The following is a 23,277-nucleotide window of genomic DNA, read 5'->3' as shown; positions in this document are numbered from 1 at the left end:
CCAACGGGTCCTGTCGTCAATTCATAGAAAGCGCAACATTTTGCGCCGCCTGCAATGCAGCCGAATAGTTGTTTACCAGAAGATCCACCGATGCGGCTGTCGCATCGAAGACCGGCGCCGGATAGACGCCGAAGAAGATCGTCAGCGCAACCAGCGGATAAAGGATGATTTTTTCGCGGGTCGACAGATCGAGCATCGATTTAAGGCTTTCCTTCTCGAGCGCGCCAAAAATCACGCGGCGGTAGAGCCACAGCGCATAAGCGGCCGAGAGGATGACGCCGGTTGCCGCAAACAGTGCGACCAGCGTGTTGGCGCGGAAGATACCGATCAGCGTCAGGAATTCACCGACGAAGCCGGAAGTGCCGGGCAGACCGACATTGGCCATGGTGAAGACCATGAAGGCGACGGCATATTTCGGCATGTTGTTCACGAGACCGCCATAGGCGGAAATCTCGCGGGTATGCAGCCGGTCGTAAACGACGCCGACGCAGAGGAAGAGCGCGCCTGACACGATGCCGTGAGACAGCATCTGGAAGATTGCGCCCTGCACGCCCTGCACATTGGCGGCGAAGATGCCCATGGTCACGTAACCCATGTGGGCGACCGACGAATAGGCGATCAGCTTCTTGATGTCGTCCTGCATCATCGCCACCAGCGATGTGTAGATGATGGCGACAACCGACAGCGTAAAGACGAAGGGCGCGAAATAATCCGACGCCAGTGGGAACATTGACAGCGAGAAACGGATGAAACCGTAACCGCCGAGCTTCAGCATGACGCCGGCCAGAATGACGGAGCCTGCGGTCGGTGCCTGAACGTGGGCATCCGGCAGCCAGGTATGCACCGGCCACATCGGCATCTTCACCGAGAAGGCCGCAAAACAGGCAAGCCAGAGCCATGTCTGCATGCCGGCCGGGAAGCCGAATTTCAGAAGCTCGGTCATGTCGGTCGTGCCGGCCTGCCAGTACATCGCCATGATGGCGAGCATGGTCAGAACCGAGCCGAGCAGCGTGTAGAGGAAGAACTTGTAGGAGGCGTAAACGCGATCCTTGCCGCCCCAGACACCGATGATGATGAACATCGGGATCAGCGTCGCTTCGAAGAAGACGTAGAAGAGAACCGTATCCAGCGCCACGAAGACGCCGACCATCACGACTTCCAGCAGCAGGAAGGCGATCATGTATTCCTTGACGCGCTTCTCGATCGAATTCCAGCTTGCCAGTACGCAGAAAGGCATGAGGAAAGTGGTGAGGATTACGAACAGCATGGAGATGCCGTCGACACCCAGATGATAGGCGGCGATGTTGCCGAACCAGGCGTGTTTTTCCACCATCTGGAAACCCGGGTTCGAATTGTCGAACCCGATCCAGACGAACAGCGACACCAGGAAGGTGAAAACGGTCGTCAGCAGAGAAACGTTGAGAATGTTACGGCGACCGAAGGGGCCGTTCTCATTCGTCAAAAGCAGGAGCACCACGCCGACGAGCGGCAGAAAGGTGACCGTTGAAAGAATAGGCCAATCGGTCATCAGAGGGCACTCCCGAGCATCATCCAGGTGACAAGCGCCGCGATGCCGATCAGCATCGCAAAGGCATAGTGATAAAGGTAACCGGATTGCAGGCGGACCATGCGGTTGGTCACGTCAACCACACGCGCTGCAATGCCGTTCGGTCCATAGTGGTCGATGACGGCGACGTCGCCCTTCTTCCACAGGAAGCGGCCGAGCGCCTTTGCGGAACGAACGAAGAGGAAATCGTAAAGCTCGTCGAAGTACCACTTGTTGAGAAGGAACTGGTAGAGGCCACGATGGGTCGCTGCCAGACGCTTCGGTGTCTCCGGCGACTTGATGTACATGTACCAGGCGGTCACGAAACCAAGCGCCATGGCGAAGAACGGGCTCCACTTTACCCAGAGGGGCACATGGTGGAATTCCTCGAGGATTTCGTTTTCCGGAAGCATGAACAAAGCGCCCTTCCAGAATTCGGCATATTCCTCACCGAAGAAGTGACCTTCGAACAGGACACCGGCAAAGATCGCGCCGATAGTGAGAATGAAGAGCGGGATCAACATGACCATCGGCGATTCATGCACATGGTGCATGACGTCGGCCGAAGCGCGCGGCTTGCCGAAGAAGGTCATGAAGGCCAGACGCCAGGAATAGAAGCTGGTGAACAGCGCGGCGATGACCAGCAGCGTGAAGGCGAAACCTGACAGCACCGAATGGGATGCATAAGCGGATTCGATGATGACGTCCTTCGAGAAGAAACCGGCAAAGCCGATCATCGTGCCCGGAATACCGACGCCGGTCAGCGCCAGCGTGCCGACAGTCATGGTCCAGAAGGTGATGGGGATATGTTTGCGCAGGCCGCCCATGTACCGCATGTCCTGCTCGCCATCGACGGCATGGATGACCGAGCCGGCGCACAAGAACAGCAGGGCCTTGAAGAAGGCGTGCGTGAAGAGGTGGAACACGGCAGCGCCATAAGCGCCGACGCCGAGGGCCACGAACATGTAACCGAGCTGCGAGCAGGTCGAGTAAGCAATCACGCGCTTGATGTCGTTCTGCACGAGGCCGACGGTCGCCGCGAAGAAGGCGGTGATCGCGCCGATCAATGTCACGACGGTCAGTGCATCCGGCGACAGTTCGAACAAAGGCGACATGCGGGCGACGAGGAAGACGCCGGCGGTGACCATGGTTGCGGCGTGAATGAGGGCGGACACCGGGGTCGGGCCTTCCATGGCGTCCGGCAGCCAGGTGTGCAGCAGGAACTGCGCCGATTTACCCATCGCGCCCATGAAGAGCAGCAGGCACACACCCGTCATCGCATTGGCCTTGTCCAGATGCATGCCGAACAGGTTGATGACGGTTTCGGTGGAGGCAGCGCCTTCAGCCGGCAGATAGGTGCTGGCGGCGGCAAAGATCGTTTCCAGATTGATCGAGCCAAACAGCACGAACACACCGCCAATGCCGAGGATGAAGCCGAAGTCACCGACACGGTTGACGATGAAGGCCTTCATGGCAGCGGCAGAAGCAGACGGTTTCTTGAACCAGAAGCCGATCAGCAGATAGGACGCCAGACCCACGCCTTCCCAGCCGAAGAACATCTGCAGCAGGTTGTCAGAGGTCACCAGCATCAGCATGGCGAAGGTGAAGAGCGACAGATAGGCAAAGAAGCGCGGACGATGCGGATCGTGGTGCATGTAGCCGATCGAATAGAGGTGCACCAGCGTCGAGACCGTGTTGACCACGACGAACATGACGGCCGTCAGCGTATCGATGCGGAAAGCCCATTCGACGTCGATGCCGCCGGACTGGATCCAGCGCAAAACGGTGACCTTGATCACCTCGCCCGGCTCGCCATGGGCAAGCGCCACGGTGAAGAAGACGATCCATGACAGGATGGCGACCACGATCATCAGACCGGTGGTGACATATTCCGACGCCTTGGCGCCGATCGAGCGGCCGAACAGGCCGGCGATCAGGAAGCCGATCAGGGGAAGAAAGACGATAGCCTTGTAGATCATAGCCTTATCAGCCCTTCATCATATTGACGTCTTCGACGGCGATCGATCCGCGGTTGCGGTAGAAGACAACGAGTATTGCAAGACCGATGGCCGCTTCGGCGGCTGCGACGGTCAGAATGAACAAAGCGAAGACCTGGCCGACGATATCGTTCAGGAACGCCGAAAACGCCACCATGTTGATGTTGACCGCAAGCAGGATAAGCTCGATCGACATGAGGATGACGATGACGTTCTTCCGGTTGAGGAAGATGCCGAACACGCCGATCGTGAAGAGAATGGCGCTGACCGTCAGGTAGTGGGAAAGACCGATTTCCATATTCTGTTTCCTTGGATCCGTTCGCCTTCAGATGCCCTGGCCCGGCTTGACCTTGACCGTGGTAACGGCGGTCTTCGGGTCACGGCCGACCTGCGTGGAGATATCCTGCCGCTTGATGTCGGTGCGATGACGCAGGGTCAGCACGATGGCGCCGATCATGGCCACCAGCAGCACGAGACCGGCCAGCTGGAAGAAGTAGACGTAATTGGTATAGAGCACATCGCCGAGAGCGGCCGTATTGGTGCGCACGGCCGGCGACGGTATCGGCATGGTGATCGATTTTGCCGCGACCGGGTTCAGCACACTGCCGCCGACCACAACGATCAGCTCGGCCGCCAGAATGACGCCGATCAGCGCGCCAACAGGGGCATATTGCAGCACGCCGGAGCGCAGCTCGGCAAAATCCACATCCAGCATCATGACGACGAAGAGGAAGAGCACCGCGACCGCGCCGACATAAACCACCAGCAGGATCATGGCGAGGAATTCGGCCCCCGTCAGCAGGAACAGCGCGGCTGCGTTGAAGAAGGTCAAAATCAGGAAGAGCACCGAATGAACAGGGTTCTTCGATGCAATGACCATGAACGCAGACGCCACGGCGACGAAAGCGAATATATAAAAGAATACAGCGTGCAGACCCATCTTGGTGCCTTCTTGTCCTCATCGGGAAGAATGACGCAGCCGCCCCCTCACCCGTTTCGTCCCCGCCGGCGAAAACCGCGCAGGCATTTTACGTTGTCATCGCTTTCCGGGGTCGCCCCCGGAAAGACGGTTGCGCCTTAACGGTAAGGCGCATCCAGTGCGAGGTTGCGTGCGATTTCACGCTCCCAGCGATCGCCATTTTCGAGAAGCCTCTGCTTGTCGAAATAAAGCTCCTCGCGGGTTTCCGTCGCGAATTCGAAGTTCGGACCTTCGACGATGGCGTCGACCGGGCAGGCTTCCTGGCAGAAGCCGCAATAGATGCACTTCACCATGTCGATGTCGTAACGCACCGTGCGGCGGGTGCCGTCATTGCGGCGCGGGCCGGCTTCGATGGTGATCGCCTGAGCGGGACAGATCGCTTCACACAGCTTGCAGGCGATGCAGCGTTCTTCACCGTTCGGATAACGGCGCAGCGCATGTTCGCCACGGAAGCGCGGAGAGACCGGACCCTTTTCGAAAGGATAGTTTATCGTCGCCTTCTGCTTGAAGAAGTGGCGCATCGTCAGGAAGATCGCTCCGACGAATTCCTTGAGGAACAGCGAATTGACGGCTTGGGACAGGCTTGCCATCTCAGTCTCCAGATCTTTGAGCGAGGAGTTCAGACATCAACCGGCCCACCCCGTCAACTTCAGTACGAATGCAACAATAACGACCATGGCGAGCGACAGCGGCAGGAACACCTTCCAGCCGAGGCGCATGAGCTGGTCATAGCGGTAACGCGGAACGAAGGCCTTGGTGAGCGCGATCATGAAGAAGACCATGCAGCCCTTCAGCGCGAACCAGACAATGCCCGGAACCCAGTTCAGGAACCACACATCGACGATCGGCAGCCAGCCGCCAAGGAAGAGGATGGTCGTCAGGCAGCAGATCAAAACGATCGCAGCATATTCGCCGAGCATGAACATCATGTAAGGCGTCGAGCCATATTCGACCATGTGACCGGCGACCAGTTCCGATTCCGCTTCCGGAAGGTCGAAGGGCGGCCGGTTGGTTTCGGCAAGGCCCGAAATGAAGAACACGATGAACATCGGGAACAGCGACAGCCAGTGCCAGTCGAGGAACGAGGCAGGCAGGCCCATCATGGTGCCGAGGCCGGTGCGTTGCGCCAGAACGATGTCTGTCAGGTTGAGCGAGCCGACGCAGAGCAGAACGGTAACGATGACGAGACCGATCGACACTTCGTAGGACACCATCTGCGCGGCCGAACGCAGCGCGCCGAGGAACGGATACTTCGAGTTCGAAGCCCAGCCGCCCATGATGATGCCGTACACTTCAAGCGAGGAAATCGCAAAGATGTAGAGAATGCCGACATTGATATTGGCGACGACCCAGCCATCGGCGAAGGGAATGACCGCGTAGGTGGCAAGCGCCAGCGTCACGGCAACCAGCGGCGCCAGAAGGAAGACCGCCTTGTTGGCGCCAGCCGGAATGACGGGCTCCTTGAGGATGAACTTTAAAAGGTCGGCGAAGGACTGGAAGAGACCGAAGGGACCAACGACGTTCGGACCACGGCGCAGCTGCACGGCTGCCCAGACCTTGCGGTCGGCAAGCAGCAGGAAGGCGATGGCCACCAGAAGGCAAACGAGAAGCAGCAGGGACTGGCCGACCATGATCAGCGCGGGCCAGACGTAGCTCCAGAAAAACTGTTCCATAAATCCCCTACCCTTACTCTGCCGCAGCCTGGAAATTGTTGCGGGCCAATGCGGAACACTCGGCCATGACGGCGGATGCGCGCGCAATCGGGTTCGTCAAATAAAAGTCTTTTACCGGCGAAGCAAACGCCGACTTGTTGAGTGAGCCGGTCTTGCCAGCCAAAGCCTCGATATCCTGGCAATTGCCGGCGGCGATCTCGTCGGTTTCCGCCAGATGCGGATGCGCGACATAAAGCTGGCCGCGAAGCGCCGACAGCGAATCGAACGGCAGCTTCTTGCCGAGCACATCGGAAAGCGCACGCAGGATCGCCCAGTCTTCGCGGGCTTCGCCCGGTGCGAAACCGGCGCGATTGCCAACCTGCACGCGGCCTTCGGTGTTGACCCAGATACCGGATTTTTCGGTATAGGCCGCACCCGGAAGGATAACGTCGGCGTTCATCGCGCCCTGATCGCCATGGCTGCCGATATAGACGGTGAACTTTGCGCCCTTGTTGGACAGGTCGAGTTCATCGGCGCCCAGCAGGAAGAGAACGTCCATGGAGGCAACCATGTCGGAGGCGGCAACACCGCCCTCGCCCGGCACGAAGCCGATATCGAGACCGCCGACGCGCGAAGCAGCCGTGTGCAGCACCGAGAAGCCGTTCCATTCGTCGTTGATAGCACCCACCGAAGCAGCAAGCTTTGCAGCAGCAGCCAGAACGGCGGCACCGTCGGCGCGTGCCAGAGCGCCCTGACCGATGATGATCAGCGGGTTCTTCGCAGACTTCAGTTTTTCAACGAAGCTGTGCGAGCCGCCGGCCAGATCGGAAAGCGTTTCGGCACCCGAGCCGAGATATTCGTAGTTATAGCGCAACTCGCCGGCTTCACCGATCACGCCGATCGGGAAACCGCCGCGACGCCAGCGCTTGCGAATGCGGGCGTTCAGCACGGCAGCTTCGTAACGCGGGTTGGAACCAATGATCAGCAGCGCGTCGGCCTGCTCGATGCCTTCAATGGTGGAATTGAAGATGTAGCTGGCGCGACCCAAGGACGGATCAAGCGCTGCGCCATCCTGACGGCAATCCACATTAGCCGAGCCGAGCGACGCCAGCAGCGACTTCAGCGCGAACATTTCTTCGACCGAAGACAGATCGCCGGCAATCGCGCCGATCTTGTTGCCGGATGTCGCGGCAACCGCCTGCTTGATCGCACCGAAGGCTTCACCCCAGGTAGCGGCTTGCAAACGGCCATCCTTGCGAACGTAAGGCCGGTCGAGACGCTGCGTCTTCAGGCCGTCCCAGATGAAGCGGCTCTTGTCGGAAATCCACTCTTCGTTGATCGCCTCGTTGACGCGCGGCATGACGCGCATGACTTCGCGGCCACGGGTATCGACACGGATGGCCGAACCGAGCGCGTCCATCACGTCGATGGTTTCGGTCTTGTTCAGTTCCCACGGACGGGCGGTGAAAGCGAAAGGCTTGGAGGTGAGCGCGCCGACCGGGCAAAGGTCAACAACGTTGCCCTGCAGCTCCGAGGTCATCGCCTGCTCGAGATAGGTGGTGATTTCGGCATCTTCGCCGCGGCCGATGAGGCCGAGTTCGGCAATGCCGGCCACTTCCGTGGTGAAACGGACGCAGCGCGTGCAGTGGATACAGCGGTTCATCACCGTCTTGACGAGCGGGCCGATATATTTGTCTTCAACCGCGCGCTTGTTTTCCGCATAACGCGAACCGGCGATACCGAAGGCCATGGCCTGGTCCTGCAGGTCGCATTCACCGCCCTGGTCGCAGATCGGGCAATCCAGCGGGTGGTTGATGAGCAGGAATTCCATCACGCCTTCGCGGGCCTTCTTGACCATCGGCGTATTGGTGAAAACCTCAGGCAATTCGCCGTTCGGGCCGCCGCGAACATCGCGCACGCCCATGGCGCAGGAGGCGGCTGGCTTGGGCGGTCCGCCCTTCACCTCGATGAGACACATGCGGCAGTTACCCGCGACCGACAAGCGCTCATGAAAACAAAAGCGCGGAACTTCGGCACCAGCCTCCTCGCACGCCTGCAACAGCGTGAAATGATCCGGAACCTCGATCTCTTTACCGTCAACCTTGAGCTTTGCCATGGTTCTACTTACGTCCTGTTGCCTGTTCGTCCCATGTCTCACACGGTCCGCAACAAATCCTTAATCGCGCCCGGCATCCGAAGGTTTGCCAGACGTTTCATGGTGTTGCGGGGCCGGAAATTTCCGGCTCCGCTCGAAGCCTTTGATGCTTATTCAGCGGCTTCCAGAACAGCGCCATCATCCATGGCCCTGTAGGTATATTGGTCGATGCGCTTTTCGATTTCCGGACGGAAATTGCGGATCAGCGCCTGTACCGGCCATGCGGCGGCGTCGCCGAGCGCACAGATGGTGTGGCCTTCGATCTGCTTCGTCACTTCAAACAGCATGTCGATTTCGCGCTTCTGCGCATTGCCCTTGACCATGCGTTCCAGCACGCGCCACATCCAGCCGGTGCCTTCGCGGCACGGCGTGCACTGGCCGCAGCTTTCATGCTTGAAGAAGGCCGCGATACGGGCAATCGCCTTGATGACATCGGTGGACTTGTCCATGACGATCATGCCGCCGGTGCCGAACGAAGACTTCACTTCGCGCATGCCGTCGAAGTCCATGATGGCGTCCTTCATGTCCTCACCGCGCACGATGGGGCAGGATGCGCCGCCGGGAATGACGCCGAGCAGATTGTCCCAGCCGCCGCGAATGCCGCCGCAATGGGTTTCGATCAGCTCACGGAAGGACAGGCCAAGCGCATCTTCGAAGGTGCAGGGACGCTCGACATGGCCCGACACCATGAACAGCTTGGTGCCGACATTGTTCGGACGACCGATCCCCGAGAACCATGCCGCACCACGGCGCAGGATGGTCGGTGCAACGGCGATGGATTCAACGTTGTTGACGGTCGTCGGGCAGCCGTAAAGACCCATATTGGCCGGGAACGGGGGCTTCAGACGCGGCTGGCCCTTCTTGCCTTCAAGGCTTTCCAGCAGAGCCGTTTCTTCGCCGCAGATATAGGCGCCGGCGCCGTGATGGACGTAGATGTCGTAGTCCCAGCCGTTCTTGTTGTTCTTGCCGAGCAGGCCGGCATCGTAACATTCGTCAATGGCCGCCTGCAGCGCCTCGCGCTCACGCATATATTCGCCGCGAACGTAGATATAGGCAGTGTGAGCACCCATGGCGAAACCGGCGATCACGCAGCCTTCGATCAGCGTATGCGGATCGTTGCGCAGGATTTCGCGGTCCTTGCAGGTGCCGGGCTCTGATTCGTCGGCATTGACGACGAGGTAATGCGGACGGCCGTCATTTTCCTTCGGCATGAAGGACCATTTGAGACCCGTCGGGAAGCCTGCGCCGCCGCGACCGCGAAGGCCGGAAGCCTTCATCTCGTTGATGATCCAGTCACGGCCCTTTTCAATGATCTGCTTGGTGCCGTCCCAATGGCCGCGCGCTCTCACGCCCTTCAGGGACTTGTCCTTGAGGCCATAGAGATTGGTAAAGATGCGATCCTGATCTTTTAACATGCTTCACCCTTTACCGCGGCTTCTTGCCGAAGACCCTGATATACTCGGCTTCGCCACCCTTGGCGAGCGCCTCGGCCTGCTTGATCCACTCGTCGCGTTCGATGCGGCCCTTGAAATTCAGATAACCGTCGACCCAGTCGCACTCGGCCTTTTTCCAGCCGGCAACCTGCGCGAAGGTGAAGATGCCAAGCTCGTGCAACGTGCCCTCGATCTTCGGACCGACGCCGGAAATCAGCTTCAGGTCGTCGGGTGCCGCCGGACGTTCGATGCCTGCCGGACGATCGGCGGAATCAAGCGACGGCTTGGATGCTGTCGCTTCCTTGCCAGCCGATTCCTTTTCCCCGGCCTTTGCGTTTTCAGCAGCGGCTTTCGGTTCAGTAACCGGCGTCTTCAGCTTCGGATCGGTTTCCGGAGCATCGGTCTTCGGCTTGGCGGCATTGGCCGGCGGAACCGGTGCCGCATCCGCCGCCACTTCGGCCGGCTTGTCGAGGTTGGAACGATCCGGCTTGATCTCTTCCGTCAGCGTCGTCAGGCCGCCGACCGGAACCGATTCATGACGGTCGATCTGCGGGCCGGTCTTGACCGTGTCGCCCTTGCCGGCCTCGAATGTGTCGATGATCTCTTCCAGGCGCTCAGGCGTCAGGTCCTCATAGGCATCCTTGAAGATGATGACCATCGGCGCGTTGACGCAGGCGCCCTGACATTCCACTTCTTCCCAGGACAGCGTGCCGCTGTCGTTGGTGTGCAGCGGATCGTGGTGAATTTTCTTGCGGCAGACATCCATCAGCGCTTCGGAACCGCGCAGCATGCAGGGCGTGGTGCCACACACCTGAACGTGGGCGCGCGTGCCGACCGGCTTCAGCTGGAACTGTGTATAGAAGGTCGCCACTTCCATGACGCGGATATAGGCCATATCCAGCATGTCGGCGATCTTTTCGATGGCGGCGCGGGTAACCCAGCCATCCTGCTCCTGCGCACGCATGAGCAGCGGGATAACCGCCGATTGCTGGCGTCCCTCTGGATATTTCAGAATCGTCTTTTCCGCCCAAGCGGTGTTATCCGCGTTGAAGGCAAACGCCACGGGCTGGAACTGATCTTCGGCTAGTCGACGAACGGACATACTTCCTCACGCCTTTTCAGTTTAACGTCTCACAACGCGATCTCGCCACCGTGACGAATTCGCAGGCGTAAGCCGCCTTGTCTTTTTGCATGAACACAATGAACTTGCTGCCGTTCGGAACCGAGGCCTTGATCTCGTATCCTGACGACAGAAGCTGCTTGATGGTTGAACCGCCGCCGCTTGACAGCGACACGCCACCCTCGCCGGTCGCCGTCTGGGCGAGAACGGGGGCAGACATCGCAGCAAGAAAAGCCAATATGGCCAGCGGCAGACGCATCAGCGGTCGACCTCCCCGAACACGATGTCGAGGGAGCCGAGCACGGCTGTAACGTCGGCAAGCTGATGGCCCTTGCACAGGAAATCCATCGCCTGCAAATGTGCGTAGCCCGGCGCGCGAATCTTGCAGCGGTAGGGCTTGTTGGAACCATCAGCAACCACATAGACCCCGAACTCGCCCTTCGGCGCTTCGACGGCGGCGTAAACTTCGCCGGCGGGAACGTGGTAACCTTCGGTGTAAAGCTTGAAGTGGTGGATCAAAGCTTCCATCGAACGCTTCATCTCGCCGCGCTTGGGCGGAACCACCTTACCGTCAAGCGAGGAAACCGGACCGATGCGATGCTTGCCGGACAGAAGATCGACGCACTGCTTCATGATCTTCACCGATTCACGCATTTCCTGCATGCGGATCAGGTAACGGTCGTAGCAGTCGCCGTTCTTGCCGACGGGAATGTCGAATTCCAGATCGGAATAGCACTCATAGGGCTGCGAACGGCGCAGATCCCAGGCAGCGCCAGAACCGCGAACCATGACGCCGGTGAAACCCCAGGCGAAGGCATCTTCCAGCGAGACGACGCCGATATCGACGTTACGCTGCTTGTAGATGCGGTTGTCGGTCAGAAGGCCTTCGATATTGTCGAGAACGGTGAGGAACGGATCGCACCATTTGCCGATATCGTCCACCAGTTCTGGCGGCAGGTCCTGGTGTACACCGCCCGGACGAACATAGGCCGAGTGCATACGGGCGCCACAGGCGCGCTCGTAAAACACCATCAGCTTTTCGCGTTCTTCGAAACCCCAGACCGGCGGCGTCATCGCGCCAACGTCCATGGCCTGCGTGGTGACGTTCATGATGTGAGACAGGATGCGGCCGATTTCCGAATAAAGCACGCGGATCAGCTGACCGCGCATCGGGATTTCGAGGCCAAGCAGCTTTTCGACGGCGAGCGCGAAAGCATGCTCCTGGTTCATCGGCGCGACATAGTCGAGACGATCGAAATAGGGAACGGCCTGCAGATAGGTCTTGGTTTCGATCAGCTTTTCGGTGCCGCGATGCAGAAGACCGATATGCGGATCGACGCGCTCGACGATTTCGCCGTCCAGTTCCAGAACCAGACGCAGCACACCGTGCGCGGACGGATGTTCCGGACCGAAGTTGATCGTGAAATTGCGGACGTTATGCTCAGTCATTCTAGTGCTCCGCCGAGGTGATCATGGCGATGAATTCGGGGCCGGTCATGTTCTGCGTGGTTTCTGCGAAAGAATAGCTCGAAGGCTTCTCATCCGTGAAAATCTGCTGCGCGAACGTGAAGCTGGAAGGGTTGTCGAAAGCCTGCAGCGAAACGGCAAAATGTTTGCCATCCTTGGAACGCCACATCAGCGTGCTGCCGCACGTCTTGCAGAAGCAGCGCTCGCCCCACTCCGACGAAGAATAGACGCCGAGGTTCTGCTCGTTTTCGAAGGCGATATCAGTGCATTCGACAGCCATGAACGCACCGCCGGACCAGCGGCGGCACATGGAGCAATGGCAAACGCCGAATTCGCGGGCGCCGATGCTGGCAGTAAAGCCAACGGCGCCGCAAAGACATTGTCCATGCTCTGTCGCGGGGGCTTGGCTCATTGCTTGGCCTTTTCGTCACCCGGGAGAACATATTCGGTTCCTTCCCAGGGGGAAAGGAAGTCGAAGTTACGGAATTCCTGCTTCAGTTCGACCGGTTCATAAAGAACCCGCTTCAGAACGTCATCGTAACGCACTTCCACAAAGCCGGTAACCGGAAAATCCTTGCGCAGCGGATGGCCTTCAAAACCGTAATCCGTGAGGATGCGGCGCAGGTCCTTATGGCCCTCGAAAGGAATGCCATACATATCCCAGGCTTCGCGCTCAAACCATTCCGCGCCCATGTAGACGGAGGTCGATGAAGGAACGCCTTCGTCTTCCGCCACCTGCAGCTTGATGCGCACGCGCAGATTCTGGCGCGGCGACAGAAGATGGTAGACGACATCGAAACGCTTTTCGCGCTGCGGCCAGTCAACGCCGCAAATATCGATGATGTTGACGAAACCGCACTGAACGTCGTCGCGCAGGAAGGTCAAAAGCGCAATCACGCTTTCAGTGGTCGTGTTCAGCGTCAGCTCGCCATAGGCGATATCGGCAGATACCACGAGAGAACCGCGCGCTTCCTTAACGTAAGCAGCGAGATCGTTGAGAGCTTCGCTCATTATCTATCCGTCCTTTGCCCTTAGCGCTCGATCGTACCGGTACGCCGGATCTTCTTCTGCAGCAGAAGCACGCCGTAAAGCAGCGCTTCGGCCGTGGGGGGACAGCCCGGAACGTAGATATCCACCGGCACGACTCGGTCGCAGCCACGCACAACGGCGTAGGAATAGTGATAATAACCGCCGCCATTGGCGCAGGAGCCCATGGAAATGACGTAACGCGGCTCAGGCATCTGGTCATAGACCTTGCGCAGTGCCGGGGCCATCTTGTTGGTCAGCGTGCCGGCAACGATCATCACGTCCGACTGGCGCGGCGAAGCGCGCGGGGCGACACCGAAGCGCTCCATGTCATAACGCGGACCGGAAGCCTGCATCAGGCCTTCAACGGCGCAGCAGGCAAGACCGAACTGCATCCACATCAGCGAGCCGGTGCGCGCCCAGGTGATCAGCTCGTCGGTCGAGGTGACGAGAAAGCCCTTGTCGGCCAGCTCGTCGTTGATTTCCGTGAAGTAGGCATCATTGCTGCCAACCGGCTTGCCGGTCGAGGGATCGATGATCCCCTTCGGCTGCTGTGCAACGAGCGTGCTGTTGTCCTGGCTCATGCCCATTCCAGCGCTCCCTTCTTCCACTCATAGATAAAGCCGATGGTGAGGACACCAAGGAACACCATCATCGACCAGAAACCGAACCAGCCCATATCACCGAACGACACCGCCCAGGGGAACAGGAAGGCGACTTCCAGATCGAAGATGATGAACAGGATCGACACCAGATAAAAGCGGATATCGAACTTCATGCGGGCGTCGTCGAAGGCGTTGAAACCGCACTCGAAAGCAGAAAGCTTTTCCGGGTCCGGCGCCTTGTAAGCGACAGCAAACGGCGCAATGAGAAGCGCCAGGCCAATGACAAGAGCGATACCGATGAATATTGCGATCGGAATGTAGGAACTGAGGAGTTCAGTCATGGTCTCTTCCTTGCCCGGCCGGGTGCCGGACCTGCCTTTGCGACCGATAAGTCTCAAGGCGCACAAATATGTTGCAACGCCAAAGTGGTTAGCGCAGCCGCGCCCTCTCTGCAAGAGTTTAGGCACCATTTCAAGACACCTGCCGCATTGATTGGCAACAATATTGCCCGAATTGACGCAAATTTGGGCCACAATTCCGACCTAAGCCCCTCAAATACAATAATAATCGATTGAAGGACGCAACCGCAAAAAAGTCAGGTGAATTTCACGCCGAAATGGCGGCGAAGTGACGATCTCCAGAAATCGAAACTTGACTATAAAATGCAGGAAAAATCGCGTCCGCGCAGGCGGGAATCAGGCGGCGGAATCACCAATGCCGAGGCGCTTTGTCGGCGCATCGGCTGGATTTTCATGGAGACATTTCTTGAAAAGAAATGGCGCGAGTGACGGGGCTCGAACCCGCGACCTCCGGCGTGACAGGCCGGCACTCTAACCAACTGAGCTACACCCGCATCTCCTGACGGACAGGACCGTGTCCCGCCGCACGAACTAGCCTCGGCTGTTCGTTGAGCGGCTAACTACGGCGTTCGTGCGGGGGTGTCAAGCAGGTTTCACGACAAAAGAATAAGCTTCTGCATTTTGATCGGGAAAAACTTAGAGGCCTTTGGCGGGCGCTGGCGCAAATGCCTTGTTCTGCGGGCTTTTCCCAACGAAAACAAAAAACTTGTCCACAGCCATAGGCGTCTCAGGCAAGATTTCCGCATGTCTCTTAAGGTCGCTGAGGATAAGTTTTTACCGGAAAGCCCACAGTTCCCGGCTTTTCGCCGCCAACCTCCGATGAAGGGAAAAGCTGCCGGCAAAAAAAACAAAAAAACTTCACAAAAGCCCTTGCGGTTTTTTTCCGATCCGAATACATCACGGCCACCGACGCGGCGGACATGATCTGCAAAACGCGAAGGGCGATTAGCTCAGTTGGTAGAGCGCCTCGTTTACACCGAGGATGTCGGGAGTTCGAGTCTCTCATCGCCCACCATTTCCCGAGCCCTTTAAATTCTGATGTCTTGAACCGAATGTCGTTCGGATACGATTTCGATTTGTTGTAAATTCCTGAAATCGGGAATCACCCCTGCCCCACATCAACGAATGCCGGGCCTGTGTTTCGAGCGGATGGAATCGTTTTGCGATTTTTCCATGCCAGATCGGCACTCCTGTTTCAGATTCCGACACCTTTGCGAGCTCGTGTATCACCCCGCAACATACCGGAAAATAAGAAGATTCAGACTTTTTAAACAGATTTCAGGCATTGTTTTCGAGCCGTTTCATGATGAACGGTAGAAATAATGGATGAAACCATGGTCGACGCGTTTGTTACACTCGCGCTTATTGCGCTGCCTGTTTATATTTTCTTCCGTTGGGTCCAGCAGGACTCGGAAAAAGACAGTACTCCCAAAAGCAAGAATTCCATGGGGCGATGATCCTTCGTGATCGGTCCGCAGCTTTTGCCTGGTGCCCCCCCCTCCGACAAATTCTCAATGACCGATAGCGAAGCGGCAATACCGGTTTTAACGGCCTGCGTTGCGAAACATCGCGCCAAATAGGCACCCCCCGCACAGGGGTCGCTTCTGCCGCAAAAAAAGCCGGGCTATGCCCGGCTTTTCTCGTTTGCGAAGCCAATCGGTACGATCAGTTGATCGCCTTCATCTCGACCTTGAAGAACAGCGTCTCGCCGGAAGAATCGTCCACACCGTCATTGTCGGTCACGGCATAGGCCGTTCCCGCCTTGTCGAAGGTGAAGCCTTCCAGCTTGTCGACGACATAACCGTTGGTCTGGGCCTTGAGGTCGGGCAGGAAGTCATGCGCTTCCTGCTTGGCGACCAGCGGCAGTTCGCCACCAATCTTGCCCGGCTTCAGGTCTGCGATCGCAACGCGGTAGAGCTTCTTGATCTTGGCCTTGTCGCCGATCTGGTTGTCGCGCTCGACGATATAGACATATTCGCCCTGCGCGGTGATTTCAGAAAGGCCGACCCAGCCTGCCTCGGTCTTGTCGAGCTGGTAACGCACGGCGCCCCATTCCTTGGACTTGGGATTGTAGGAGACGAGCTTGACGAAGCCCTTCTCGTCCGTGCCCCATTCGCGCTGCATGGCCATCCACAGCGTTGCATCGTCGCCCTTACCGATCATGGTCACGCCTTCGAAACCGAAGCGGGTGTCGCCGGCAAGAAGTTCCTTCGGCAGCGCGATCTCAGCCTTGATTTCACCCTTGGCGTTGACGTTGTAGAGCGCGTGCGGAACGAGCTTGGCGCTGTCGCCTTCCGAGGCCAGCCAGAAGCCACCCTTGCCATCGAGCGTTATGCCTTCGATGTCGAGTTTCTGAGCAGCGATACCGTCGCGCTTGACGCGCAGCACGCTGGTGATGGTTGCGGGCGTCTTCGTTGCGTCGATGGTGTAAATCGACGGCTGGTTGCCATAAACCGAGTCGGAAACGGCATAAAGAATGCCGGGCTTTTCGGCATCGCCGACCAGGCCCGAAAGAGCGCCCCAGCCGATCGGCGCACCGTCGACGGTGGCGGAAACCAGCTGCGGATAGGCGGCCTCGCCTTCAGCGCGCTCATAAAGCATGACGTGCGAGCGAACGCCGCCATCCTCGATCAGATCGACTTCGTTCGCCGTGACAAGAAGATTACGCGACGGGATGGCGACGGCACCTTCCGGCGAAACGCCCGAAGGCAGGAGCTGCGTCAGTTCCGGCTCTTTTCCGGTGTCCTTGTAGACGGCGACGACAGAAGCACGCTCGGCGAGCACGAAGAAATATTTCTGACCGCCGAATGTTGCCGCTTCCAGACCTTCCGGCTCGATGCCCTTGGCCTTGGAGCGCTTTTCCGGATAGTGGCCGATGGCCGCAACAGCATGCTCGAGCGAGGAGCCGGCCTCATAGAGAAGCTTGCCGGTCTTGTCGAAGATGGTGAAGCCGCGCGAACCGCCCTGCCAGTCACCTTCATTGGCGATGACGATACGGTCATTGTCCAGCCACTTCACGGCGTCAGGCTCGCGCTTGCGGCCTTCCTGCTTGTCGGTGAACTTCAGCTGGCCGTCGCTCTTGGTGTCGATGCCTTCGAGATCAACCTTGCCGGCGGAGAAATGTGACTTCACCGTACCGGTCTTGCCGTCGAGAATGACGATATGGTTGTTTTCCTGCATCGTCAGCGCGATCTCGCCATTGGCGTTGATCGAAACGAATTCCGGCTCCGGATCTTCCGGGGCGATTTCGGCAAGGCCGGTCAGTTCGATCTTCTTCAACGTCGCGCAGTCGGCAACGCCGTTCTTCAGACCGACCGTTACCAGATAACCGGCAGGCATCTGCGGCAGAGCGCCTTCGTTCACGTCTTCATCGCGTTCGTTTTCGATCGCGATGGCGGCAAAGGTCTTGTCGGGAGAAATGGCAACCGAATCTGGCTGGCCGCCAAGATCACAGCTTGCCTCGATCTTCTTGGTGGCGATGTCGACCGTGACCAGCTTGCCGGACGGCTTGGCGCGGTTTTCCGACGTGTTGACGCCGGCCAGAACCTTGACGCCGGCAACGGCAACCGAGGTCGGCTCGCCTTCGAGCAGCAACGCGCCGCCGGCCTTGGGGGCCTTGGCGTCGGTGATATCGATGAAGCCAATGCCGCCAAGCGGGCTGTCCGAATAGATCAGCGTCTTGCCATCTTCGCTGGCAGTGACGATTTCAGCCGACGTGACGGACTTGGCGTCCTTGTCCGCGGGCAGATTTTTCGCCACCGGGAAAGATGCGATGCGGTTGAAAACCGGCTCGGCAGCGGCCGGGAAAGCTGCGGATGTCAGCAGCGCGGCAGTCAAAGCCATATGAGAAAATCGGAACGCCATTATAATCCCCCTTGGGTCCAGAAATACCTCATGGCTTCTGCGTCAAAGACATGACAGTGGGATGACATTTCCTGTCGGGTGAATCAAAAAGCCCGGCCGTGAAGGCCGGGCTTTCCTGTTTATGCGCACATTCCGTGTATCGAAACGCCGTGTTTCCGGATGGAAGCTACACAGCCACGTATCGACACTTTCAATCCACACCATACTGGCCGAGAAACTGGTCTGCCCGAAAGACACTTTCGAAAGACCGCCCTCTTCATGCCTGCTGATGGTGCGAGCGCGTCAAAACATGTTTCCTCGTGAACCTGAAAAACCGTATGCCCGCCGCCGGGCATCACGGTCTTCCGGAAACCTTACGAGTTAACAGCGTCCTTCAGGCCCTTGCCTGCGGAAAACTTCGGTACGTTGCGAGCCGGGATATCGACTTCAGCACCCGTGGAAGGGTTACGACCCTTGGAAGCTTCACGGCGGCTAACGGAGAAGCTGCCGAAGCCAGCGAGGCGGATGTCGCCACCGCTCTTCAGTTCGTTCTGTACGGTTTCGAATACGGCATCAACAGCGGAAGCAGCATCTGCCTTCGTGAGACCAGCCTTTTCGGCAACAGCAGAGACGAGCTCGTTCTTGTTCATGTTTCCACCCCTTTCAATGGTTTGAAACGACTAAAATTAAGCCGGCGCAGAATACATTTGCATCCGCGCGCAGCAACTCAAAAGCGCTGGAATCGCCTGAAAAACAAGGGGTCTACGGGGTTTTTCACAAAAAAGGCCGACATTTCTGCCGGCCTTCCACATATTCGTGCCAATTTGGCATCACTTGCGCGGGGCGGAACACCGCCTCTTGTCTTCCGACACCTAACACATTGATTCTATGCATCGCCTTTGCGAAAACCGATTCCGGCTTCCGCGCGGATGCATGTATCAATGCGCGATCGTCTGGCCGCCGTCGTCGACGCCTTCGACCGTAGCGATCACCGGCGTTTCGATGCTGCCATCCCACTCGATGGGCTCCGGCGTGCGAAGAAGCGCGTGTGCGATGACCTCGCCCATGCGCGAAACCGGGATGATCTCCATCTCGTTCTTCACATTGTCCGGAATCTCCGCCAGATCCTTGGCGTTTTCTTCCGGGATCAGCACCTTCTTGATGCCGCCGCGAAGCGCTGCGAGCAGCTTTTCCTTCAGGCCGCCGATGGGCAACACGCGACCACGAAGCGTGATCTCGCCCGTCATCGCCACATCCTTCGAAACCGGAATACCGGTCATGATGGAGACAATGGCGGTTGCCATGGCGACGCCGGCTGACGGACCGTCCTTCGGGGTAGCACCTTCCGGAACGTGAACGTGGATGTCGCTCTTGTCGAAGCGCGGCGGCTCGATGCCGAAGTCCACGGCGCGCGAACGGACATAGGATGCCGCCGCCGAAATGGATTCCTTCATCACTTCCTTGAGGTTGCCGGTGACCGTCATACGGCCCTTGCCCGGCATCATCACGCCTTCGATGGTGAGCAACTCACCGCCAACTTCCGTCCAGGCAAGACCGGTGACGACACCGACCTGATCTTCGCGCTCGGCCTCACCGTGGCGGAACCGCGGAACGCCCAGATAATCCGGAACATTGGCGGCGGTGACTTCCACGGATTTGGTCTTGCCCTTGATGATCTCGGTGACGGCCTTTCTGGCAAGCTTCATCAGCTCGCGTTCGAAGCTGCGTACACCCGCCTCGCGGGTATATTGCTGGATGACGATCATCAGAGCGTCATCGCTGACCGAGAACTCTTCCGGACGCAGGGCGTGTTCCTTGATCGCCTTCGGCAGCAGGTGACGCTTGGCGATTTCGCGCTTTTCGTCTTCCGTGTAACCGGCGATGCGGATCACTTCCATGCGGTCCATCAGCGGGCCGGGAATATTCAGCGTGTTGGCCGTGGTCACGAACATCACGTCGGACAGGTCGTATTCCACTTCAAGGTAATGATCCATGAAGGTGGAGTTCTGTTCCGGATCGAGAACCTCCAGCAGTGCGGACGACGGATCGCCACGGAAATCCATGCCCATCTTGTCGATTTCGTCGAGCAGGAACAGCGGGTTCGCCTTCTTTGCCTTCTTCATCGACTGAACGATCTTGCCCGGCATGGAGCCGATATAGGTACGGCGGTGACCGCGGATTTCCGCTTCGTCACGGACGCCACCCAGCGCCATGCGGACATATTCGCGGCCGGTCGCCTTGGCGATCGACTTGGCGAGCGAGGTCTTGCCGACGCCGGGAGGACCGACGAGGCACAGGATGGGGCCGCGGATTTTCGTGGCGCGTGCCTGCACGGCCAGATATTCGACGATGCGTTCCTTGACTTTGTCCAGGCCGAAATGATCCTGATCGAGGATCGTCTCGGCGGCATTAAGGTCCGTCTTGACCTTCGACTTCTTGCCCCAGGGCAGGCTGAGCAGCCAGTCCAGATAGTTGCGCACGACCGTGGCTTCCGCCGACATCGGGCTCATCTGACGCAGCTTCTTCATTTCCGCTTCGGCCTTTTCCTTGGCCTCCTTGGAAAGCTTGGTCTTGGCGATGCGTTCTTCCAGTTCGGCCATCTCATCACGGCCGTCCTCGCCGTCACCGAGTTCCTTCTGGATCGCCTTCATCTGTTCGTTCAGGTAATATTCGCGCTGGGTCTTCTCCATCTGGCGCTTAACGCGCGAGCGGATGCGCTTTTCGACCTGAAGCACGGAAATTTCGCCTTCCATGAAGCCGAGCGCTTTTTCAAGCCGCTGCTTCACGCTGACGGTTTCCAGCATTTCCTGCTTTTCGGTGATCTTGATCGACAGGTGCGAAGCAACCGTATCGGCCAGCTTCGAATAATCGTCGATCTGGCCGGCGGCGCCGACAACTTCGGGCGAAATCTTCTTGTTGAGCTTCACATAGCTCTCGAATTCCGAAACGACGGAGCGCGACAGCGCTTCGATCTCGACCGGGTCTTCGGCAGGCTCCTGCAACGGCGTCGCGGAGGCTTCGTAGAAATCCTCGCGGCCGGTGTATTCATCGATCTGCGCGCGGCCCTTGCCTTCCACAAGCACCTTCACGGTGCCGTCGGGCAGCTTCAGAAGCTGGAGGACATTGGCAACCGTGCCGACCTTGTGGATGGCGTCCGGGGTCGGATCGTCATCGCTGGCGTTGATCTGGGTGACAAGCATGATCTGCTTGTCCGAACCCATGACTTCCTCGAGCGCACGAATGGATTTTTCCCGCCCGACGAACAGGGGAACGATCATATGCGGGAAAACGACAATGTCGCGCAGGGGAAGTACCGGATAGGTACCGCCAGATGCCGCAGACGTGATGTTCGTCATATCATTTCCTTTCATGGTCCCTTTCGGGACACCTTACCGGACATCTTGGGGGCGTCCGGCATATTCATTTCTCGAGACTGAAAGTGGAGTTTCGAAACACCGATTTCAAGTCGCCGGAAGAGACGGCCCCGCGCACCGGCAGAACCGTGAAATTCAACAAAACCCAGCGCCGGCTATTACTCCCGACATTTCCGGTTATCCATAAGGATCAGGAACCGGGTCGCCGACGGCAATTCACATTTCCGTCACATCGCGCTGCAAATCAGTTGTAAGACTTTATCAGCAAAGCGCAATCCGCTCCAAACGCAAAATCGGGCTCCGCCAAGTTAGGCGCAAGTTTCGCACCCGGACCCAACAGAAAAGGCCCGCACGGGTGCGGGCCTTTCACATTCACGATAATCCGGATCAGTCGATCACGCCGAGACGTTGGTCTTTTCTTCCTGACGATCCGCATAGATGTAGAGCGGACGGGCGACACCGCTGACGACGTCATTGGAGATCACCACTTCGCGCACACCTTCCAGCGTCGGCAGTTCGAACATGGTATCCAACAGGATCTTTTCCATGATCGAGCGCAGGCCGCGGGCGCCGGTCTTGCGGGTAATCGCCCGGCGGGCGATCTCGCGCAGCGCGTCCTCGTGGAAGGTCAGTTCCACATCTTCCATCTCGAACAGGCGCTGATACTGCTTGACCAGCGCGTTCTTCGGCTCGGACAGGATCTGGATCAGCGCATCTTCATCAAGGTCTTCCAGCGTTGCCAGAACGGGCAGACGGCCGATGAATTCCGGGATGAGGCCGAACTTCACCAGATCTTCCGGCTCCAGTTCGCGCAGCACCTCGCCCACACGGCGATCGTCTTCCGCCTTGACGGTCGCACCGAAGCCGATCGAGGTCTTTTCACCACGGGCCGAGATGATCTTGTCGAGGCCGGCAAAAGCGCCGCCGCAGATGAACAGGATGTTGGTCGTATCCACCTGCAGGAATTCCTGCTGCGGATGCTTGCGGCCGCCCTGCGGCGGAACGGAAGCGACCGTGCCTTCCATGATCTTCAGAAGCGCCTGCTGAACGCCCTCACCCGACACGTCGCGCGTGATGGACGGGTTGTCCGACTTGCGGGAAATCTTGTCGACTTCATCGATATAGACGATGCCGCGCTGGGCGCGTTCGACGTTGTAATCCGCAGACTGCAGAAGCTTCAGGATGATGTTTTCCACATCCTCGCCGACATAACCGGCTTCGGTCAGCGTCGTTGCGTCCGCCATGGTGAAGGGAACGTCGATGATGCGGGCGAGCGTCTGCGCAAGATAGGTCTTGCCGCAACCCGTCGGACCGACGAGCATGATGTTCGACTTCGCAAGCTCGACATCGCCGTTCTTGGAGGCGTGCGCGAGGCGCTTGTAATGGTTGTGAACGGCCACCGACAGGATTTTCTTCGCCTGTTTCTGACCGATGACATATTCGTCGAGAATCTTGATGATATCCTGCGGGGTGGGAACACCCTCGCGCGACTTCACCATAGACGTCTTGTTCTCCTCGCGGATGATGTCCATGCACAATTCGACGCATTCATCGCAGATGAATACTGTCGGCCCGGCAATGAGTTTCCGGACTTCGTGCTGGCTCTTGCCGCAGAATGAACAATAGAGTGTATTTTTAGAGTCGCCGCCGTTGCTGCCGCTGACTTTGCTCATATCTCTTTCCTTCCAGCACGCCGCAGGTCCGCCAAACGGATCGCGGTC

General features: G+C 58.4%; 20 protein-coding genes and 2 tRNA genes. 2 read left to right on the top strand and 20 right to left on the bottom strand.

Annotated features, from left to right (window positions below; genetic code table 11):
- Positions 1-16: 16 nt before the first annotated feature.
- The 16 genes from JZX89_RS01730 to JZX89_RS01655 form a co-directional block, all read right to left on the bottom strand.
- Positions 17-1,528: an NADH-quinone oxidoreductase subunit M gene (locus tag JZX89_RS01730; protein WP_149897748.1), complete on the bottom strand. Its 1,512-nt coding sequence runs from the start codon at positions 1,526-1,528 to the stop codon at positions 17-19.
- Entirely contained in the window at positions 1,528-3,525 is a 1,998-nt protein-coding gene (nuoL, locus tag JZX89_RS01725; RefSeq protein ID WP_207132892.1) for an NADH-quinone oxidoreductase subunit L, read from the bottom strand. The genes JZX89_RS01730 and nuoL overlap by 1 nt, the downstream gene beginning before the upstream one ends.
- 7 nt (positions 3,526-3,532) lie before the next feature.
- Positions 3,533-3,841: an NADH-quinone oxidoreductase subunit NuoK gene (gene nuoK, locus JZX89_RS01720; RefSeq protein WP_003521516.1), complete on the bottom strand. Its 309-nt coding sequence runs from the start codon at positions 3,839-3,841 to the stop codon at positions 3,533-3,535.
- 27 nt (positions 3,842-3,868) lie between these two features.
- Positions 3,869-4,483, bottom strand: coding sequence for an NADH-quinone oxidoreductase subunit J (locus tag JZX89_RS01715; protein ID WP_080809276.1), 615 nt, complete (start codon positions 4,481-4,483; stop codon positions 3,869-3,871).
- Positions 4,484-4,620: 137 nt separating this feature from the next.
- Positions 4,621-5,112, bottom strand: a complete 492-nt coding sequence (gene nuoI, locus JZX89_RS01710) for an NADH-quinone oxidoreductase subunit NuoI (protein ID WP_149897750.1) — start codon at positions 5,110-5,112, stop codon at positions 4,621-4,623.
- Between the two features lie 36 nt (positions 5,113-5,148).
- Entirely contained in the window at positions 5,149-6,195 is a 1,047-nt protein-coding gene (gene nuoH / locus JZX89_RS01705) for an NADH-quinone oxidoreductase subunit NuoH (protein ID WP_010971512.1), read from the bottom strand.
- 13 nt (positions 6,196-6,208) lie between these two features.
- Positions 6,209-8,290, bottom strand: a complete 2,082-nt coding sequence (nuoG, locus tag JZX89_RS01700) for an NADH-quinone oxidoreductase subunit NuoG (RefSeq protein WP_207132891.1) — start codon at positions 8,288-8,290, stop codon at positions 6,209-6,211.
- Between the two features lie 149 nt (positions 8,291-8,439).
- Positions 8,440-9,744, bottom strand: coding sequence for an NADH-quinone oxidoreductase subunit NuoF (gene nuoF, locus JZX89_RS01695; RefSeq protein WP_149897752.1), 1,305 nt, complete (start codon positions 9,742-9,744; stop codon positions 8,440-8,442).
- 10 nt (positions 9,745-9,754) lie between these two features.
- Positions 9,755-10,864 (bottom strand): NADH-quinone oxidoreductase subunit E, encoded by a 1,110-nt coding sequence (locus JZX89_RS01690; RefSeq protein ID WP_174372706.1) that lies wholly within the window; start codon positions 10,862-10,864, stop codon positions 9,755-9,757.
- A gap of 16 nt (positions 10,865-10,880) precedes the next feature.
- Positions 10,881-11,141 (bottom strand): hypothetical protein, encoded by a 261-nt coding sequence (locus JZX89_RS01685; protein WP_046800312.1) that lies wholly within the window; start codon positions 11,139-11,141, stop codon positions 10,881-10,883.
- Positions 11,141-12,331 carry an NADH-quinone oxidoreductase subunit D gene (locus JZX89_RS01680; RefSeq protein ID WP_020012326.1) on the bottom strand — a complete coding sequence of 397 codons (1,191 nt, stop codon included), beginning with the start codon at positions 12,329-12,331 and terminating at the stop codon, positions 11,141-11,143. The genes JZX89_RS01685 and JZX89_RS01680 overlap by 1 nt, the downstream gene beginning before the upstream one ends.
- Position 12,332: 1 nt before the next feature.
- Entirely contained in the window at positions 12,333-12,761 is a 429-nt protein-coding gene (locus JZX89_RS01675; protein ID WP_149897754.1) for a GFA family protein, read from the bottom strand.
- Positions 12,758-13,360, bottom strand: coding sequence for an NADH-quinone oxidoreductase subunit C (locus JZX89_RS01670; protein WP_046800314.1), 603 nt, complete (start codon positions 13,358-13,360; stop codon positions 12,758-12,760). Before JZX89_RS01670 ends, JZX89_RS01675 begins: the two co-directional genes overlap by 4 nt.
- A gap of 20 nt (positions 13,361-13,380) precedes the next feature.
- On the bottom strand, positions 13,381-13,965 hold the full coding sequence (locus JZX89_RS01665; protein WP_149897755.1) for a NuoB/complex I 20 kDa subunit family protein: 585 nt from the start codon (positions 13,963-13,965) through the stop codon (positions 13,381-13,383).
- Positions 13,956-14,321, bottom strand: coding sequence for an NADH-quinone oxidoreductase subunit A (locus tag JZX89_RS01660; RefSeq protein ID WP_046800315.1), 366 nt, complete (start codon positions 14,319-14,321; stop codon positions 13,956-13,958). The genes JZX89_RS01665 and JZX89_RS01660 overlap by 10 nt, the downstream gene beginning before the upstream one ends.
- Positions 14,322-14,756: 435 nt before the next feature.
- Positions 14,757-14,833: transfer RNA gene (locus JZX89_RS01655), tRNA-Asp, on the bottom strand.
- A 445-nt stretch (positions 14,834-15,278) separates the two neighbouring features.
- Here JZX89_RS01655 and JZX89_RS01650 point away from each other — a divergent pair.
- Both JZX89_RS01650 and JZX89_RS28770 read left to right on the top strand, forming a co-directional pair.
- Positions 15,279-15,354: transfer RNA gene (locus tag JZX89_RS01650), tRNA-Val, on the top strand.
- A 307-nt stretch (positions 15,355-15,661) separates the two neighbouring features.
- Entirely contained in the window at positions 15,662-15,796 is a 135-nt protein-coding gene (locus JZX89_RS28770; RefSeq protein WP_256438097.1) for a hypothetical protein, read from the top strand.
- A gap of 208 nt (positions 15,797-16,004) precedes the next feature.
- On the opposite strand, the gene JZX89_RS01645 is transcribed toward JZX89_RS28770, so the two are convergent.
- From JZX89_RS01645 to clpX, 4 genes are all read right to left on the bottom strand, one after another.
- Positions 16,005-18,203 (bottom strand): esterase-like activity of phytase family protein, encoded by a 2,199-nt coding sequence (locus JZX89_RS01645; protein ID WP_207132890.1) that lies wholly within the window; start codon positions 18,201-18,203, stop codon positions 16,005-16,007.
- Positions 18,204-18,556: 353 nt separating this feature from the next.
- Entirely contained in the window at positions 18,557-18,832 is a 276-nt protein-coding gene (hupB, locus tag JZX89_RS01640; protein WP_003496481.1) for a DNA-binding protein HupB, read from the bottom strand.
- Positions 18,833-19,120: 288 nt separating this feature from the next.
- A complete protein-coding gene (gene lon, locus JZX89_RS01635) occupies positions 19,121-21,538 on the bottom strand; it encodes an endopeptidase La (protein ID WP_149897757.1) in 2,418 nt (805 codons plus the stop codon).
- A 413-nt stretch (positions 21,539-21,951) separates the two neighbouring features.
- Positions 21,952-23,229 carry an ATP-dependent Clp protease ATP-binding subunit ClpX gene (gene clpX, locus JZX89_RS01630; RefSeq protein WP_149897759.1) on the bottom strand — a complete coding sequence of 426 codons (1,278 nt, stop codon included), beginning with the start codon at positions 23,227-23,229 and terminating at the stop codon, positions 21,952-21,954.
- Positions 23,230-23,277 lie beyond the last annotated feature (48 nt).

It is taken from the genome of Agrobacterium burrii (assembly GCF_017313405.1).
GTDB classification, from domain to species: Bacteria; Pseudomonadota; Alphaproteobacteria; order Rhizobiales; family Rhizobiaceae; genus Agrobacterium; species Agrobacterium burrii.
The sequence above is the reverse complement of the archived record's forward strand: the minus strand, read 5'-3'. Positions and strand labels throughout refer to the sequence as shown.

Bases quoted from the DNA above. Each gene is read 5' to 3' on its own strand.
- JZX89_RS01675 (WP_149897754.1), bottom strand. From the start codon at position 12,761: ATGAGCCAAGCCCCCGCGACAGAGCATGGACAATGTCTTTGCGGCGCC.
- JZX89_RS01660 (WP_046800315.1), bottom strand. From the start codon at position 14,321: ATGACTGAACTCCTCAGTTCCTACATTCCGATCGCAATATTCATCGGT.
- JZX89_RS01665 (WP_149897755.1), bottom strand. From the start codon at position 13,965: ATGGGCATGAGCCAGGACAACAGCACGCTCGTTGCACAGCAGCCGAAG.
- clpX (WP_149897759.1), bottom strand. From the start codon at position 23,229: ATGAGCAAAGTCAGCGGCAGCAACGGCGGCGACTCTAAAAATACACTC.
- JZX89_RS01715 (WP_080809276.1), bottom strand. From the start codon at position 4,483: ATGGGTCTGCACGCTGTATTCTTTTATATATTCGCTTTCGTCGCCGTG.
- JZX89_RS01680 (WP_020012326.1), bottom strand. From the start codon at position 12,331: ATGACTGAGCATAACGTCCGCAATTTCACGATCAACTTCGGTCCGGAA.
- JZX89_RS01645 (WP_207132890.1), bottom strand. From the start codon at position 18,203: ATGGCGTTCCGATTTTCTCATATGGCTTTGACTGCCGCGCTGCTGACA.
- JZX89_RS01730 (WP_149897748.1), bottom strand. From the start codon at position 1,528: ATGACCGATTGGCCTATTCTTTCAACGGTCACCTTTCTGCCGCTCGTC.
- nuoL (WP_207132892.1), bottom strand. From the start codon at position 3,525: ATGATCTACAAGGCTATCGTCTTTCTTCCCCTGATCGGCTTCCTGATC.
- JZX89_RS01690 (WP_174372706.1), bottom strand. From the start codon at position 10,864: ATGTCCGTTCGTCGACTAGCCGAAGATCAGTTCCAGCCCGTGGCGTTT.
- nuoI (WP_149897750.1), bottom strand. From the start codon at position 5,112: ATGGCAAGCCTGTCCCAAGCCGTCAATTCGCTGTTCCTCAAGGAATTC.
- lon (WP_149897757.1), bottom strand. From the start codon at position 21,538: ATGACGAACATCACGTCTGCGGCATCTGGCGGTACCTATCCGGTACTT.
- JZX89_RS01670 (WP_046800314.1), bottom strand. From the start codon at position 13,360: ATGAGCGAAGCTCTCAACGATCTCGCTGCTTACGTTAAGGAAGCGCGC.
- JZX89_RS01685 (WP_046800312.1), bottom strand. From the start codon at position 11,141: ATGCGTCTGCCGCTGGCCATATTGGCTTTTCTTGCTGCGATGTCTGCC.
- nuoF (WP_149897752.1), bottom strand. From the start codon at position 9,744: ATGTTAAAAGATCAGGATCGCATCTTTACCAATCTCTATGGCCTCAAG.
- nuoH (WP_010971512.1), bottom strand. From the start codon at position 6,195: ATGGAACAGTTTTTCTGGAGCTACGTCTGGCCCGCGCTGATCATGGTC.
- nuoG (WP_207132891.1), bottom strand. From the start codon at position 8,290: ATGGCAAAGCTCAAGGTTGACGGTAAAGAGATCGAGGTTCCGGATCAT.
- hupB (WP_003496481.1), bottom strand. From the start codon at position 18,832: ATGAACAAGAACGAGCTCGTCTCTGCTGTTGCCGAAAAGGCTGGTCTC.
- JZX89_RS28770 (WP_256438097.1), top strand. From the start codon at position 15,662: ATGGATGAAACCATGGTCGACGCGTTTGTTACACTCGCGCTTATTGCG.
- nuoK (WP_003521516.1), bottom strand. From the start codon at position 3,841: ATGGAAATCGGTCTTTCCCACTACCTGACGGTCAGCGCCATTCTCTTC.